The following is a 15,743-nucleotide window of genomic DNA, read 5'->3' on the forward strand; positions in this document are numbered from 1 at the left end:
CCTGCACCACTGACCCGACAAATCCTCCGTTCGCGCTGCCGTTTCATACATCGGCTTCGCCACGGGCCTGTGGCCCCAAAAGGAGGATTTCATGAAACCAGGCTTCAACTTTTTCTCCACCACAACAGGTATCATCGCCACCGGGCTTGTGTTCGGCGTGCTTGCCGTATTGCTCCAGCAAATGGGCAATCCCGGCAACATGGGCATCTGCGTGGTCTGCTTTAACCGCGATATCGCTGGCGCTCTGGGCTTTCACCGCGCTGCCGTCGTGCAGTACCTGCGGCCCGAAATCATGGGCATGGTGCTTGGCGCATTCGGCGCGGCGCTGGCCTTTGGCGAATACAAGCCGCGCGGCGGCTCGGCCCCCATCACCCGCTTTTTGCTTGGAGGCATAGCGGGTATTGGCGCGCTGGTCTTTCTGGGTTGCCCCTGGCGCGTTATTCTGCGCCTGGCTGGCGGCGACGCCTTTGCACTCTTTGGCCTTGCGGGCCTGATCTGCGGCGTGGGCATTGGCACCATTTTTTTCCGCATGGGCTTTTCACTTGGTCGCAGTCAGGGCCAGAGCAAAATTTCCGGTCTGGTGCTGCCCGGCATCATGCTTTCCTTCGTGGCCCTGTATCTGCTCAATCCGCAGGTGGCAGAACAGCCGCAGAGCGGCGTACTCTTCTATTCCGTCAAAGGGCCCGGCGCACAGCATGCACCCTTTATACTCTCCATTGGCGTGGGGCTGATAGTGGGCTTTCTGGCCCAGCGCAGCCGCTTCTGCACCATGGGAGCCCTGCGCGACGTGATGCTGTTCAAGCAATGGCATCTGGCACTGGGATTTCTGGCCATGCTGGGCGCGGCCCTTGTTCTGAACCTGTATTTCGGCGCGTTCAAGCCCGGCTTTGAAAACCAGCCTATCGCCCAGCCCGACAACCTCTGGAACTTCCTCGGCATGGCTACTGCCGGTCTGGCCTTTGCGCTGGCGGGCGGCTGCCCTGGCCGTCAGCTCTTTATGGCTGGCGAGGGCGACAACGACGCCGCTGTATTTGCCGTTGGCCTGATCGTTGGCACCGCTGTTGCCCATAACTTCGGCTTGGCCTCCAGCCCCGCAGGGGTCGGCCCTCACGGCATGGCGGCCACCCTTGCCGGCCTTGCCATCTGCCTGTGCATCGGATTTTTCAACTGCAAGAGAGGTGCGTAATGTCTACCACCATCGACACCCGAGGGCTTTCCTGCCCGCAGCCCGTACTCATGTTTCTTACCGCTGCCAAGGCCGATGAACAGGGGCCTTTCAGCGTATTGGTGGATAACGACGCCAGCCTTGAAAATGTCAGCCGCGCTGCCCGCAACCGGGGATTTGCCGTCAGCACCACTGAAGAGGGCGAAGGCATAACGCGCATAGACATCCGCAAGGATTAACAGTCGGATTGGCGAACTGGTGGCGCGGGTGAGCAAAACGCCCGCGCCGCAACTGCCGCCAGATCAGCCAATGATGGCTGAAAGCTGCAATCCTCCAGCTCTCGGCACGAGTGCTGCAACATATCCGGCGATCCAGCGTTTCGGGAGACATCATGACGCAGAACAGTTCCCAGAGCAGCCTGCTGCAGGGCTTTGCGCAAAAACTGCGCGGCCTGTTTTCTCCCGGCGGCAAAGATTCGGATATGGATGCTCGCGGCGGCGGCAAACGCGGTTGCAACGACCGAGGTCTGCTGGTTTTTGACCACACTGGCGAGGTTATCCGCGCCGAGCGCCTGCTGTGCAAGGCCGGGTTGGATGTGGAAGTAAAGGGGCCGCCGCCGGAACTGCGCACAGGGTGCGACATGGTGGTGGTTTTTGAACTGGTGAGTCAGGCGCGCGTTCTGGATGTTCTGGAACGGGAAGGTCTTGAGCCCCGTCAGGTGGTCAGCGCCCACGATGTGCTGCTGGAGCCTGTGTCCCTGTTTCAGATAAAACATCTGGATGACCGCTGGCTGATGGTACGCGCCGCCAATATGAAAATTACCCTTGATGCTGCTGACGGACGCATTGTGAATATTTCAGGCGGCGGCTGCCCTGATGTGCCGTGGGTGGCGCATCGGCTGTGCGGCCTGCGCCTTGATGAAGCCCCGGAACCCCTGTCCCTGGGGCAGACCCTCTGCTGCTACAGCCTGCAAAAGGCCTTTGAAGAACTGCGGAGGCAAGTCGCATGTGGTGCATAGCAGGGACCTTGCCCGACCCGGATTTTGCCCTCTGCCCTGCTGGTCTTGAGGCCGAAAGCACGGTTGCAGGCGGGCTGCTCCACCTGCCGGATGGCCAGGCCGTACCTGTGCAGCGAGGCACTGCGGCCCTTGCCGCCACAGCCATTCTTGCCTGCAAGGAACTGGGCATTGCGCCGCCGCGTCTGCTGCTGGCGGGCGACCCTGGTTCCGGCGCGGGCAGCCGCGCCATTTACGCATGGCTGGAACAGAATCTGACAGGCATTGCCCCTGCAGGGCTGACCTTTCACTATCTTTTCCCTGATCAGGATTGGCACAACCGGGTGCTCATGGCCGCTCAGGCTCTTGCCGTGTCGCCAATAATGGTTGCAGATGCGGGCTTTATGTATGTGGCGAAAATGAGCGGTTATGCCGATGCCTATGATCTTTTTACGCCGGATCTGGGCGAGCTGGCCTTTCTGGCAGATGAAAAAGCCCCCCACCCCTTTTATACGCGGGGTTTTCTGCTGGCTCGCGAGGATGACGTGCCGCCGCTTTTGCAACGCGCTCTTGAGCATGGCAACTGCCCAAAAAATCTGATTATCAAGGGATCAAAAGATTACATTGTTGTGGATGGCCGAGTAATCGCCACGGTGGACGCGCCCTCGGTTCCGGCCATGGAATGCATTGGCGGCACGGGCGATCTGGTGACAGGGCTTGCAACGGCGTTTTTGTGCGGCGGCGCGGCAATGAACGAGGCCTGCACGGCGGCGGCCCGCATGGCGCGCCTGCTGGCGCAAATCTGCGCGCCCAACCCCGGCACCCAGATTGGCGAGCTGATTGAAATGCTTCCAGAAGCCATGCGCGGTGCGCGCTCAGTGTGGCCGACCACTCTTTCTGCATCATCCGTCGAGTTGTAGAGGTCAACACGCTGTTCATGCAGCATCCTCTGAACCCTTTCTGCGCGGCTACGAACCGTCAGCTTGGCATTATTATGGCTGTTCACCCGCGACATCACACGGTTGACTGTTGCCTGGAAACTCCAGCTCTACCGACTTGAGAGAGGGTGAACAACCTATTGGAATATTACACCTTACGGTCGAAATTCTGGCTGCCCACAAGAGAGTACGCGCCTCATACGGCAGAGTGGGTGCGCGGGAACTCGTGGCAAGCGGCTGCGCCGTCAGCCTCTTAAAGGTCAAACGGCTACGCCGTGAACTGGACCTCGCCTGTAAGTGCAACCAACGGGTTATCCGCCCACGGAGTCAAACCAAGCGCTGCCAGTCTCTCCCAAGCTTCTAACCAGTGACTTCACGCCGGGCGAACACCACCCCGCGAGGGAGAGTGACATAGTCTGACAGCAGGGCTGGGTATATCTTGCCGGAATCAAAGATTTACACAGTCGGGAAATTGTCGGCTTCAGCCAGGCTGGGCGCATGGACACAGGCTTTCCATGGCATAGTTCGGGGAAGAGGCAAATGTGCCCACTGGGTTAATGATAATACGATTGCCGTTAAACAAATGCGTATCCAGCTAGTATCTTGAGTATTTCTTATGTGACATGCATGCTTTTTTCTTTGTTGACATATTGGAACGACTGGTCTAAGTTTTCATCAGTAAGTATCAAATCCAAATGATCGCCAACGATCTCAATTAGCAGCTTGATGCATCTGCCATAGTAGTTCAGATGCATTTACAGCAAAAATTAACTTTTTCAGATTTATACTCCACCACAAAACTGCAATATCTATCATATAATAGTAGAAAATGCATTTCAAATATATTGCTTATACAACATGTAATCGGTGGATTCCGTTGCTATGAATAGCGTAAACTATCAAAAAAACTTCTGGAGAATTTGATGAGTAATAAAAATGAGCACCCGTCAATAAAAAAATATCACGAAAGAAAAATATTGAACTCAGATCCCTCAACGGTACAAAAGTTGAGTGCTAAAGAACTAAAAAAATTATGCATTGAATGCGGTGCTGATGATGTAGGCATTGTAGAAATCGACCGCTCTGCGCTTGCAGCAGAAAAACAGGCAGTACTCGCCGTTTTCCCTTGGACAAAGTCATTTGTCTGCTTTGTAGCACGGATCAACCGGGAAAACCTGAGAAGTCCAGCACGGTCCATCGCAAGCCTTGAACTGCATCAAGTTGAAGACCGATTGAACTATACGGCTCGAAAAGTAGCGGCAATGCTTGAACGCAAGGGCATTCGTGCGGCCACTCCTGCTGTTGGGTTTCCAATGGAAGCGGACAAATGGAACAGCGGAAGAATGCATGTAATCTCGCACAAACTCATAGCTGCTGAAGCAGGACTTGGAAAAATGGGGCTTCACCGCAACATAATCCATCCTGTATTCGGGAGCTTTGTTTTACTTGATTCGGTGCTCATTGATGCTGAGGTAGATGAATACGATGCTCCTCTGGACTATAATCCGTGTCTTGACTGTAAGCTCTGCGCTGCCGCCTGCCCCACAGGTGCAATTAGTCCTGATGGCTTTTTTAATCCTGTAAATTGCCTGACCCATACCTATAGGGAATTACTTGGTGGATTTAGCGATTTCGTTGAAAATATTGCATCCAGTAAAAGTGCTAAGGACTTTCGCTCAAAAACAAGCGACGCAGAAACTGTATCCATGTGGCAAAGTTTGACTGGCGGCCCCTGCTACAAATCTGTCTATTGCATGGCTGTCTGCCCGGCTGGTGACGATGTAATTCCTCAGTTTATAGAGGATAAGAAAACCTTCATCGCAGAGGTAGTCAAACCACTCCAGCAGAAAGAAGAAACAGTGTATGTTCTGCCGGGTTCCGATGCGGAAAGTCACGTTTTGCACTCTTTTCCCAACAAAAAGATAAAGCATGTTGGTAACGGCATTCGGCCACAGACGATCGCTTCTTTCCTTTCCTCAATGTCATTCGCTTTTCAACGCAACCAATCTGAAGGGCTTGATGCTGCCTATCATTTTACATTTACCGGAAACGAAGAGCACGAAGCAACCATAATTATCAGAAACAAGACATTGACCATCGGGATGGGCCATGCAGGTACTCCGGATATTTGCATTAATGCCGATGCAAAAGCATGGTTGCGAGTGCTCCACAAGGATAGTTCAATGATTAAAGAGATCATCTTAAGAAGAATTCGCGTAAAAGGGCCAATTAATCTGCTTAAGGCATTTGGTAAATGTTTTGCATAAACAAGTCAGCCCCCTTAGCGCTTCACCTTGCTGAAAAACATAACAATCGGTTACTCTCAGCTGAGGGGGCTTCAAAACTCTAAAAAATTAATGATTGACAAATGGACCAATCGGTCTAAATATGGAATTATGAAACGAATTCACAGTAAAGAAGAAATCATCCAGATCGGGCTTGAGCTGATATTGAGCAATGGCTTTAACGCTACTGGCGTAGAGGCTATCTTGAAACAGGCAAAAATTCCCAAAGGGTCTTTCTACAACTTTTTTTCTAGTAAGGAAGAATTCTGTCTAAAAATAATCGATAAGTACCTTGAGGACGTCTCTGCTGTTTTCCATCCCATTTTTACAGACCCCTCGTATCCGCCACTAATGCGCATAAGAAAAAGCTTTGAAGCAAGAATTGCACTCTTTGAGAGCTATAACTGTGCTAAAGGGTGCTTACTGGGCAACTTGGGACAGGAAATGTCGGACCAGTATGAAAGTGTACGCATGCGGCTTTTACAAGGCATACTTGGGTGGGAAAAGCAATTGTCTGCACTATTGCATGAAGCCCAAGAAAATAAAGAACTGCCCGCAGAGATTGATGTGAACATACTTGCAGAAAATTTAATCGCATCATTCCAAGGTGCACTACTCTGGGCTAAAATTAAAAAATCTCTTATCCCGTTGAATAATTTTATTAGCCTGTATTTCAATACATTCTTGCGGATCAACTAGAAAAGAGAAGCTTTGTTCTTCCTTTTATTTTTGTCGCTTTATTACGTAGACTGGTCTATGTTGATAAAATTAATCATGGATACGAAAAAGTTAACGAGCTGATTTCTTCATGAGCCAACACACCAGGGGATACTGATGAATATACTTGACATCATGAGCACAAAAAAACTGCTCAAGAAAAACTATGTGCTCATTATTATTGGAGCCATAATTTTGATTATTGGTGGCGCGCTTGTGGGCAGCAATGAATCCAAACGTGACGATGCGCCTGCATACCGTCGCGTTCGTTCATATACGGTCATTACAGCCAGCACCAATACCGCTGAATATACGGGAGTGATTCGTGCGCGAACAGAAAGCAATCTCGGTTTCCGCGTGGCTGGAAAAATAACCGAGAAGCTGGTCAAGGATGGGGATCATGTAATCCGGGGTCAGGCGTTGATGCGACTTGATCCGACAGATATTGCACTAGGTCTGGCTGCTTCCAAAGAAGCTGTAACAGCAGCCAAAGCGCAAAACAGACAAGCTCTGGCGGACGAACGCCGCATGCGCAACCTTTTGTCCGAGAAGGCCGTATCCACCAAGGACTATGATCATGCCAGAGCGCTAGCTGATGCAACAACGGCCCAGCTTAGTGCAGCCATTGCCAACGCAAAGCAGATGGAAAACCAGGTCGATTACGCACTACTAAGAGCTGATGCGGACGGTATAATAATGGAAACCGTGGCTGATGTCGGTCAAGTGGTCAACACAGGGGCTGTGGTTGTTCGGCTTGCACATGATGGTGCTCGTGAGGCGGTCATCAACTTTCCTGAGGGTGATGCAAAAGCATCGCAGCATAGCGCAGTTGCCAGTCTTTATGCTGCTCAAGGTAAAATTTTTCCGGCGGAGTTGCGTGAACTCTCGGCGCAGGCCGACCCTATCACAAGAACTTACCAGGCTCGATATACACTCAAAGAAGAAGGTAAAGACGCTCCACTCGGTGCCACTGTAACGGTACGTCTAGAGAGAGATGAATCCAGTGGGGGTGCCCAGTTATGTGAAATCCCGATTGGAGCCCTGTTTGATGATGGTTCAGGCATCAGCGTATGGGTCATCAGTCCCGAAACCTCAACGCTATCCCGCCGACCAGTTGTAGTTGTGAAGCTTGGAAGCGAAACCGCATTGATAAGCAAGGGGCTTGAACTGGGAGAACAAATTCTCGCGCTGGGTGCGCACCTTGTCTCGGAAGGAGAACACGTCCAGCCCCAAACTAACACGGCAGAGAAAAAATATGACAGGCTTTAATCTTTCTGCCCTTGCTGTTCGTGAACGCGCGATAACGCTGTTCATGATCATTGCAGTAATGGCAGCTGGTGGGTGGGCTTTTATTCATCTTGGCAGGGCTGAAGATCCTGTTTTTACAGTAAAAATACTAACAGTATCGGCTGTATGGCCTGGCGCAACAGCTAAAGAGATGCAGAATCAAGTTGGAGATCGCCTGGAAAAAAGGCTTCAGGAACTTGAATATTACGATCGCGCGGAGACAATTGCCTATCCGGGTGTGCTGACAATGAAGCTTTACCTGAAGGATTCAACTCCGCCCAAATACGTGCCCGATGAATTTTACCAGGCCAGAAAGAAACTATCGGACGAAAAGGCCTTTTTGCCACACGGAGTGGTTGGCCCGATTGTAAATGATGAATACGCTGATGTGTATTTTGCCATGTATGCATTGTCAGCTAGAGGGCTCCCTCATCGGCAGCTTGTTCAGGAGGCGGAAGCGCTTCGCCAGAGGCTCTCACGCGTTGAAGGGATAGAAAAAGTATCACTGTTGGGTGAGCAGGACGCTAAGATTTTTGTCGAGATATCACACAAAAGGTTGGCTACTCTTGGTGTCAAAGCAAGTGACCTGTTTCAGGCCCTAGCAACACAAAACGACATGACTCCAGCGGGCTTTGTAGAAACAAATGGGCCAAGAGTCTACATGCGCCTTGACAGCAGCGTTAACGGTGTTGACGCAGTTAAAGCAATCCCTGTGTCCAGCGGTCAAAAATTGTTGAGAATCGGCGATGTCGCTGACGTGATACGTGGATACGAAGATCCTGCGACAAAACTAATACACCATCAGGGTGACTCTGCAATCATCCTCGCGCTTGTGATGAAAAAGGGATTCAATGGACTAAGCTTGGGCAAGTCTCTGAATGCTGAAGAAGCAGCAATACAAAAAGATTTGCCAGTTGGTCTTGAACTGGCAAAAGTTTCAGATCAATCGTTGGTTATTTCTGCGGCTATTAATGAATTCATGATCAAATTCGCAGTCGCTCTGGGCGTTGTTATTGTTGTAAGCCTTGCCACGCTGGGATTCCGTGTTGGAATAGTAGTGGCGGCAGCTGTTCCTCTCACACTTGCAGCCGTATTTGTGATCATGCTGCTTGCTGGAATGGATTTTGACAGAATAACTTTGGGCGCACTTATTTTGTCGCTGGGGCTCTTGGTCGATGATGCGATCATTGCCATCGAAATGATGGTTGTCAAAATGGAAGAGGGGTTAGATCGAGTACAGGCCGCAACTTTTGCCTGGACGTCTACAGCAAGCCCCATGCTCTTTGGAACAATCGTTACAATAGTTGGATTTTTGCCAGTAGGCTTCGCTAAATCAACGGCAGGCGAATATGCAGGAAACATATTTTGGGTTGTGGCGTTTTCTCTTATTACTTCCTGGTTTGTTGCTGTTATTTTTACGCCTTACCTTGGAGTAAAACTATTACCAAACTTTAAACCCATTGTCGGTGGGCATAAAACTATATACGCAACGTCCAATTATCAACGCTTTCGTCAGGTTGTACAGAAAGTTATTGACCACAAATGGGCTGTAGCAGGAATAACTATCACCCTTTTTGTCTTATCTGTAGTTGGAATGGGATCTGTTGAGAAACAGTTTTTCCCAAACTCAGATCGACCAGAACTCACGATTGAAATCAATCTTCCACTCGGCAGCTCTTTCGTAACGACAGAACGAACTACGCGCAATATTGAAAAAAGTATCATGGCTGAGCCGGAGGCAAAATCTGTCACCAGCTTTATTGGGCACGGCACTCCACGCTTCATATTGACCGTGAATTCAGAGCTTCCCAATCCCGCATACGCCCAGATCGTTGTTGTTACTGACGGACCTAAGGCCCGAGAATCACTTAAAGCCAAACTGCGCAAGCTATTTGCTTCTGGAGCATTTCCAGAAGCGCGTGTGCGCGTCAAACAGTTCACCTTTGGACCGCCGGTAACGTTTCCAGTTCTTTTTCGGGTGGTTGGCCCTGACGTCGCGGAGATTCAGCGTATTGCCCAAGAAATTAGGCTGATTATGTCTAAAAATCCCAACGTGATTGACGCTCATTTGGACTGGGGCATGCGTACACCTAGCCAGCATTTTGTGCTCGATCAGGAGCGGATACGGCTACTTGGCCTCACCCCACAACAAATTGGAATACAATTGCAGGCCATTTTGAATGGTGTGCCAACCACCCAGGTGAGGGAGGGCACACGTTCGGTTGATGTGGTAGTTCGCGCACCAGATATTGAGCGCAACAGCCTTAAGGATATTAAGAATATTACATTGACCACAAGTGATGGACATTCGATTCCCCTCTCCCAGATTGCCCGCTTTGAATCAAGGATGGAGGATGCCCTGCTGAAGCGTTATAACCGCGAGCTATATATTGCGGTTCAGGGTGATGTGATAGATGGGGTGCAACCTCCTGATGTGACGATGCAGATTCTCCCGGAGCTGACTGAACTAAAATCAACGCTTCCGGTCGAGTATCGCATTGAAACTGGTGGCTCCGTTGAAGAAAGCGCGAAAGCCAATACTGCGTTGGGGAAGCTGTTCCCTCTTATGGCGCTGCTCATGTTGGCATTTATCATGCTTCAGGTTCGCTCATTTTCCACAATGTTTATGGTGTTTGCCACAGCTCCTCTTGGCTTGGTCGGCGCTGTGCCGACGCTGCTGATTTTTCACCAGCCTTTCGGCTTCAACGCCATTTTAGGTTTAATCGGTTTGGCAGGGATTATCATGCGCAACACGCTCATTCTTGTCGATCAGATACACCACGACCTAACTGATGGATTAAGCGATTACGAAGCTATTGTTGAATCAACAGTACGACGCGCTCGACCGGTTGTTCTAACTGCAATAGCCGCAATGCTTGCATTCATTCCACTTACACTTTCCAGTTTTTGGGGAGCACTTGCTTTTGTGCTTATCGGCGGTGTTGGTGTTGGAACAGCCTTAACTCTACTTTTTTTGCCAGCTCTGTACGCAATATGGTTTAGGGTTAAGCGGCCACAAAAAAACGACAGCGCGTAGCATGGCACAAGACAATATCGTTAACTTGCAGAGGTATATGGACACTCAACATGCCTTGTTTCACTACACCTTTTATGCCTTGAGGTCAGTTTAATGAAAAAATTGCTTATTCTTGGTGCTGGCGCTGGCGGAACCATGATCGCCACAAAGATGAGAAAGCTGTTGAGTGAACGCGAATGGGAAATCACGATCATCGATCGTGACCCCGTCCATCACTATCAGCCCGGTTGGCTTCTGGTTCCGTTTGGGGTTGATACCCCCGAGGGTTGCGTCCGCCCCAAAAAGGATTTCATCACACGCGGTGTCAATTTCGTACTCGATACGATCACCGCTGTTGATCCTATACAGCGCAAGGTTGTGTGCAAAAACAGCACGCACACCTATGATTGGATTGTTGTTGCCTCTGGCGCACGCATCGCGCCCGACGAAGTGCCCGGCCTGCTGGACGACTGGGGCGGGAAAATTCACAATTTTTATACGCATGACGGTGCAGCAGCCCTGTATGGCAAGATGAAGCATTTCAAAAAGGGCAGACTAGTACTGCACATTTGCGAAACGCCCATCAAGTGCCCGGTCGCGCCTTTGGAATTTGTGTATATGGCCGACTGGTATCTGCAAAAAATGGGCGTGCGCGACAACGTTGAGATCGAGCTTGTCACGCCTCTCACTGGCGCGTTTACCAAGCCCGTGGCCAACAACATTCTTGGAACGCTTTGCGAACAGAAGGGCATCAAGGTTACCACAAACTGGAGTGTGGACAGCGTTGACGCGGATCGTGCTGTAATTACCTCGGTAACGGGTGATGATATCGCCTATGACCTCTTGGTGACAATTCCTCCCCAGTTGGGCCAGCAATTTCTTATTGATTCAGAGATTTCCGATGTCACGGGATTTATTGACACAGATAAGGAACTGCTAAAATCAAATAAATTTGAAAACATGTACATCATCGGGGACGCAACAAATGTCCCTGCATCCAAAGCCGGTTCTGTTGCCCACTTTGAATCCGACGTTATCGCCCAGAACCTGTTGTCCGACATTGAAGGTACCGACAACTACTACAAGTTTGACGGCCACACCAACTGCTTCATCGTTACGGGTTTTGAAAAGGCCTCGCTGATCGACTTCAGCTACGCTATCGAGCCACTGCCGGGCATGTTCCCGCTTCCTGGCGTGGGACCCTTTGAGCTGCTGGGCGAAAGCCACATCAACTACTGGGGCAAGCTCATGTTCAAATGGGTGTACTACAACCTTATGCTCAAGGGTCACGAGCTTCCGTTTGAGCCCAATATGTATCTTGCAGGCAAAGACACCTCTTTGCTGAGAAGCAAGTAGGCCGGAGGCAGCATATGATACCTGAAGATAAAATTCTTGAGCGGCTTGGGGCTATTGAAGATAGGCTCAGCGATCTTCAAGCGAGCAAGGAAAACAGCCGAATGCTGCTGGAGCAGCTGACGCCTATCGGCAACCACGCTTTCCGCCTTATGCTTGACGAGATGGAAACCCTCAATGGCAGGGTTACGCTCGACGATATACTGGATCTGTGCAGAAAGGGCGTGCTGACTGTTCCCAAGCTCACCTGGCTTCTGGACCAGCTGGAGAACGCCACAGACCTGTGGCATATCCTGCACCCCGCCATGGGGCCCACCTTCCCGCACATCGTTGAAATGATGGGAGAGTGGGAACGTAACGGCGTGTTTGCAAAAATGTCTGCGGTCAAAGGCGCTGGCGGTAACCTGTTGAACGCCATGAGCCCTGAAGACATTGCAAAAATGGGCGAAGGCCTTGTCTTTTTGACCACGCTGCTGCAGCGTCTTGCCGATCCTGGCCTGCAGGCCAAGATTGTAACGCTGGTTGACGTGCTGAGCGGAATCGACATGGCGAAAGTTAAGCCTACTGGTCTGCTGGGCATGGTTGGGGCACTGTGCAGTACTGAAGGCAAGCAGACCATGGGCCTCATCGCGGAGATGCTAAAAACAGTTGGAAAATTCACCACGAACGCAAAAATCAGTTAGCCATCCTAGTGCTTGAAGCGGCTACAAAATAGAGAGGACTGGGCGTTGCACCAAACCATCAGAAATAATTTCAAAACATCATTTCTGATAGTGATCTCATATGGACACTCAGCATGAGTAGAGTATCAGCACAATGTTCACCCTCCCATCTTTGAAGATGAACCTGCCGCGTTCCCGCCTTTCTATGTCCAACGGCATCAATCTTGCCCAGATTTTTGGTGTCCAGGTGCATATTTGCCCTGGATTCTTCAATCGATAGCGAGAAATTGGTTCCCTGTGCTCCAGCGATGATAACCGTGAACAAGCACGTTGCTGCAAAATGCGAAAAACTCTGCTTCGGCAAATACCCAAGCCTAGGGCTATTTCATCCCCGGTTTTTCTCTCTTACCTCAGCGTGTATATCTGACAAAAATAAAGCTTAACAGGCTGTTCACCCGCTCCCTCTCTCGGTTTGCTGTTGTCTGATAACTCCAGCTTTACCGATTAGGGGGCAGGTGAACAGCCTGTTGGAACATTACAGCAAGTCCATGCGCGGAGCGCGGACATGCCCGGCGTAATCAGACTCGTGCAGACAAGTGCAGCCCCCCTACCCGCCGGATCAGCAGACCCAGCAAGCCCGTTTACAAAGAAGAGGCCCTCCGTAAGCACGGAAGGCCTCTTCTTTAATAAAACACTCTGCAATAACGATAGGCGTTCAGCGCGCTACCCGTGATGCACGGCCTTTTGCCGCCGGGCGCGTAACCGCAAGGCAACGCGCCACAGCCAGCCGGCTGCCAGCCCCACGGCAATGCCAAGAAAATCAAGCAATGTTTGCGCGGCCATATGCGGGCGGTCAAAACCCCAGGCAGCGGCTTTATTCCAGGAGGGATGATAAAGCGCCCAGGCAATGAACGCCATCAAAGCCAGCACACCCAATGCACCGAACAGCCAGTAACCGGGGATGGGTTCTTCCCAGAAAAAGGACGAGCGGTAAAAACGCCGCCGGGCCATGCACACAGTCAGCAGCACAATACTGACCATGGATGCGGTGATCCACGAAAAACCGTTGAGCAAGGCTCCCGCAATTCCCAGACACAGACACAGCACCGCCAGCTGGAATCCGCGCGACTGCCGCCGCTCAAGCCCGTATGAAACAAAGAGCAGCATTGCGCCCGAAATAGCCGTAAGAAAATGCCCCACAGCCAGCGCCTCATAAGGAATCATGCTGCGCAGAGCGTGCAGCATGTGCTTACCTGGCGGCAGCATGGCGCAGACAAGCAGAATCACGCCCGCTGCAAAAACCATATAGGCAGAAATGGAGTGCGAGAGTACAGAAAGCCAGCGGCCAGTTTCGCGCAGCATGTCGCTTCGTTGGCGCACCTCGTAAACGGCCAGCAGCAATGCGGCTGCCAGCAACGGAATGATAAAGTAAATGATGCGGAACAGCAGCACCGCCGCAAATACGGCCTGCGCCTGTGTTGTATGGGTAAGGTGCAGAATGACAAGCTCAAAAACGCCAACCCCGCCGGGGATGTGCGTAAGCACCACAGCCACCTGGGCCATGAGGTAGCTTGGCAGAAAATCAAGAAACGATATGCCCATGTTGCCGGGCAGCAACACGTACATGCAGCCCGCTGCGGCGATAATGTCCACCCCGGCCACAAGGGCCTGAGCAAAGGCGATATGTGGCGGCGGAAAGACAAATTCCTTGCCAAACAGGTGTACGGGCTTGCGCACGGTACAGCACAAGATCAGGTAGGAGCAGGCAATAAGCAGCAGCACCACGCCCAGAATGCGCACGTCTGTCATGGGCATTTTTGCCAGCAGATCATCAGGAATGACAGGCGGGCTTATGATAAAAATCAACCCGCACAGCCCCAGTGCGCCAACCCAGAATGTAACCGCCAGCATCAGCACCAGACGCACAATCTCTGCCAGCGAAAAACCCCAGGCCGAATAAAAACGGTAACGCACGCTGGTACCGCCCAGCAGCGCGCCAAAGTTGTAGCTCACAGCCTGCCCCACAAATGAAACAAGCCCCACGCGGGGCAAAGGCAGGGTTTTGTGAATGGCCTTGAGCGCCAGCCAGTCGTAGCCCACAAGAATGATGTAATTGACCACCATCAGCAGCAACGAGCAGAGAATCCGCCCGTGCGATATCTGGCTTATACTTTCGCGAATCTGGGCTATGCTGTAACTTTTAAGCTTATGGTACAAAAGGTACACAGCCAGAAAAAACACCGCCGTGACAAGCACCGACCCAAGATAACGCAAATATTTTTTCATAGTCTGCCGTTGTTCATACAGTTGTTATATGCCGCTCAAACCAAGCGTTTTACGCAGCTCTGCCGTGCTGGCGCAAGCGCATGCCGCGTTGGGCGCAACTCCAACATATACGCTGGCTCACTGCCGCGCAAGCCTGAACCTCATGTCGATTACATGACATTATGTCTTCCCCAGCCCGCGCGCTTCGGGGCTTGACCGTTTTGCGCCCAGTAGGTAGGGTGAACTTGCTGTTACGGATAATTACCCGGTTAACACAGCCGGGTTTAGCGCACAGTCACTGCGGCCCGTGCAGCCTTTTTTCGGAAAATACCCCCCATTGCTTGCTCCGCTGCCTGGGCAGCGGCGCTTTTTTTTCGTTTGTGAGGTCAGATTATGGCAACCATGACAAGCATCCCCATTTCCGTGCAAGGCTACAAAAAGCTGGAAGACGAACTGGCCCGCCTGAAGAGCGAACGGCCCGCCATCATCCAGGCCATCAAAGAAGCCCGTGAAGAAGGCGACCTGCGAGAAAACGCCGGGTACGACGCCGCGCGGGAACGTCAGGGCATGGCTGAAGCCCGCATCAAATACATTGAATCCCGCATGGCGCTCTATCAGGTCGTTGATCTTGATTCCCTGAAGGGCGACAAGGTCATCTTTGGTTCCACGGTTGAGGTTGAGGATGTGGACAGCGGCGAAGCACGCTCCTTCACCATTCTCGGCCCCGATGAGGCCGACCCCGCCAAGGGTTCCATCTCGTTCCTTTCCCCTGTGGGTCAGGCCCTGCTGGGCCGCGAAGTAGGCGATGAAGTGACCGTGGATATTCCGCGTGGCCGCGTTACCTATGAAGTGATCAACATCAGCTTTAAAGGCAGCAACGTGTTGAACTAGGGCCGAGGCTGCTGCCCTGGTCTCCACCAGCCGACGCCGCGCCTTTCTGGCTTCGCGGCAACGGTTTTATCCCAGACGTATTTTCCGCAGCGCGTCAACGCGCAAACATACCGCAGTGTGACTATATGGCGCGCTCCGGCCTCTCTGCACAACCGCAGGGCGGCGGGGCG

12 protein-coding genes are annotated in these 15,743 nt (G+C 51.7%); 11 read left to right on the forward strand and 1 reads right to left on the reverse strand.

Features of this window, described 5'->3' with window-relative positions; all coding sequences use genetic code 11:
• The first annotated feature begins 91 nt into the window (after window positions 1-91).
• From yedE to JMF94_RS10665, 10 genes are all read left to right on the forward strand, one after another.
• Window positions 92-1,186: a YedE family putative selenium transporter gene (yedE, locus tag JMF94_RS10620; RefSeq protein WP_215647806.1), complete on the forward strand. Its 1,095-nt coding sequence runs from the start codon at window positions 92-94 to the stop codon at window positions 1,184-1,186.
• Entirely contained in the window at window positions 1,186-1,404 is a 219-nt protein-coding gene (locus JMF94_RS10625; protein ID WP_240825068.1) for a sulfurtransferase TusA family protein, read from the forward strand. The genes yedE and JMF94_RS10625 overlap by 1 nt, the downstream gene beginning before the upstream one ends.
• A 242-nt stretch (window positions 1,405-1,646) precedes the next feature.
• The gene (locus JMF94_RS10630) at window positions 1,647-2,183 is read left to right on the forward strand and encodes a DUF3343 domain-containing protein (RefSeq protein ID WP_240825202.1); all 537 of its coding nucleotides are present in this window, start codon (window positions 1,647-1,649) and stop codon (window positions 2,181-2,183) included.
• A complete protein-coding gene (locus JMF94_RS10635; RefSeq protein ID WP_240825069.1) occupies window positions 2,171-3,079 on the forward strand; it encodes an NAD(P)H-hydrate dehydratase in 909 nt (302 codons plus the stop codon). Before JMF94_RS10630 ends, JMF94_RS10635 begins: the two co-directional genes overlap by 13 nt.
• A gap of 941 nt (window positions 3,080-4,020) precedes the next feature.
• Window positions 4,021-5,364 (forward strand): 4Fe-4S binding protein, encoded by a 1,344-nt coding sequence (locus JMF94_RS10640; protein WP_240825070.1) that lies wholly within the window; start codon window positions 4,021-4,023, stop codon window positions 5,362-5,364.
• A gap of 27 nt (window positions 5,365-5,391) precedes the next feature.
• Window positions 5,392-6,081, forward strand: coding sequence for a TetR/AcrR family transcriptional regulator (locus tag JMF94_RS10645; protein ID WP_240825071.1), 690 nt, complete (start codon window positions 5,392-5,394; stop codon window positions 6,079-6,081).
• A 135-nt stretch (window positions 6,082-6,216) separates the two neighbouring features.
• Window positions 6,217-7,368: an efflux RND transporter periplasmic adaptor subunit gene (locus JMF94_RS10650; protein ID WP_240825072.1), complete on the forward strand. Its 1,152-nt coding sequence runs from the start codon at window positions 6,217-6,219 to the stop codon at window positions 7,366-7,368.
• Entirely contained in the window at window positions 7,355-10,423 is a 3,069-nt protein-coding gene (locus JMF94_RS10655) for an efflux RND transporter permease subunit (protein ID WP_240825073.1), read from the forward strand. Before JMF94_RS10650 ends, JMF94_RS10655 begins: the two co-directional genes overlap by 14 nt.
• 93 nt (window positions 10,424-10,516) lie before the next feature.
• Window positions 10,517-11,758, forward strand: a complete 1,242-nt coding sequence (locus JMF94_RS10660) for an FAD/NAD(P)-binding oxidoreductase (RefSeq protein WP_240825074.1) — start codon at window positions 10,517-10,519, stop codon at window positions 11,756-11,758.
• 14 nt (window positions 11,759-11,772) lie between these two features.
• Entirely contained in the window at window positions 11,773-12,438 is a 666-nt protein-coding gene (locus JMF94_RS10665) for a DUF1641 domain-containing protein (RefSeq protein WP_240825075.1), read from the forward strand.
• A 702-nt stretch (window positions 12,439-13,140) separates the two neighbouring features.
• Here the strand turns inward: JMF94_RS10665 and JMF94_RS10670 are convergent.
• Window positions 13,141-14,703, reverse strand: a complete 1,563-nt coding sequence (locus JMF94_RS10670) for a lysylphosphatidylglycerol synthetase family protein (RefSeq protein ID WP_240825076.1) — start codon at window positions 14,701-14,703, stop codon at window positions 13,141-13,143.
• Between the two features lie 381 nt (window positions 14,704-15,084).
• On the opposite strand from JMF94_RS10670, the gene greA reads away from it, so the two are divergent.
• On the forward strand, window positions 15,085-15,573 hold the full coding sequence (gene greA / locus JMF94_RS10675) for a transcription elongation factor GreA (protein WP_022660011.1): 489 nt from the start codon (window positions 15,085-15,087) through the stop codon (window positions 15,571-15,573).
• Window positions 15,574-15,743 lie beyond the last annotated feature (170 nt).

Origin of the sequence: Desulfovibrio sp. UIB00 (genome assembly GCF_022508225.1) — a bacterium.
In the GTDB taxonomy this organism is placed as follows: Bacteria; Desulfobacterota; Desulfovibrionia; order Desulfovibrionales; family Desulfovibrionaceae; genus Desulfovibrio.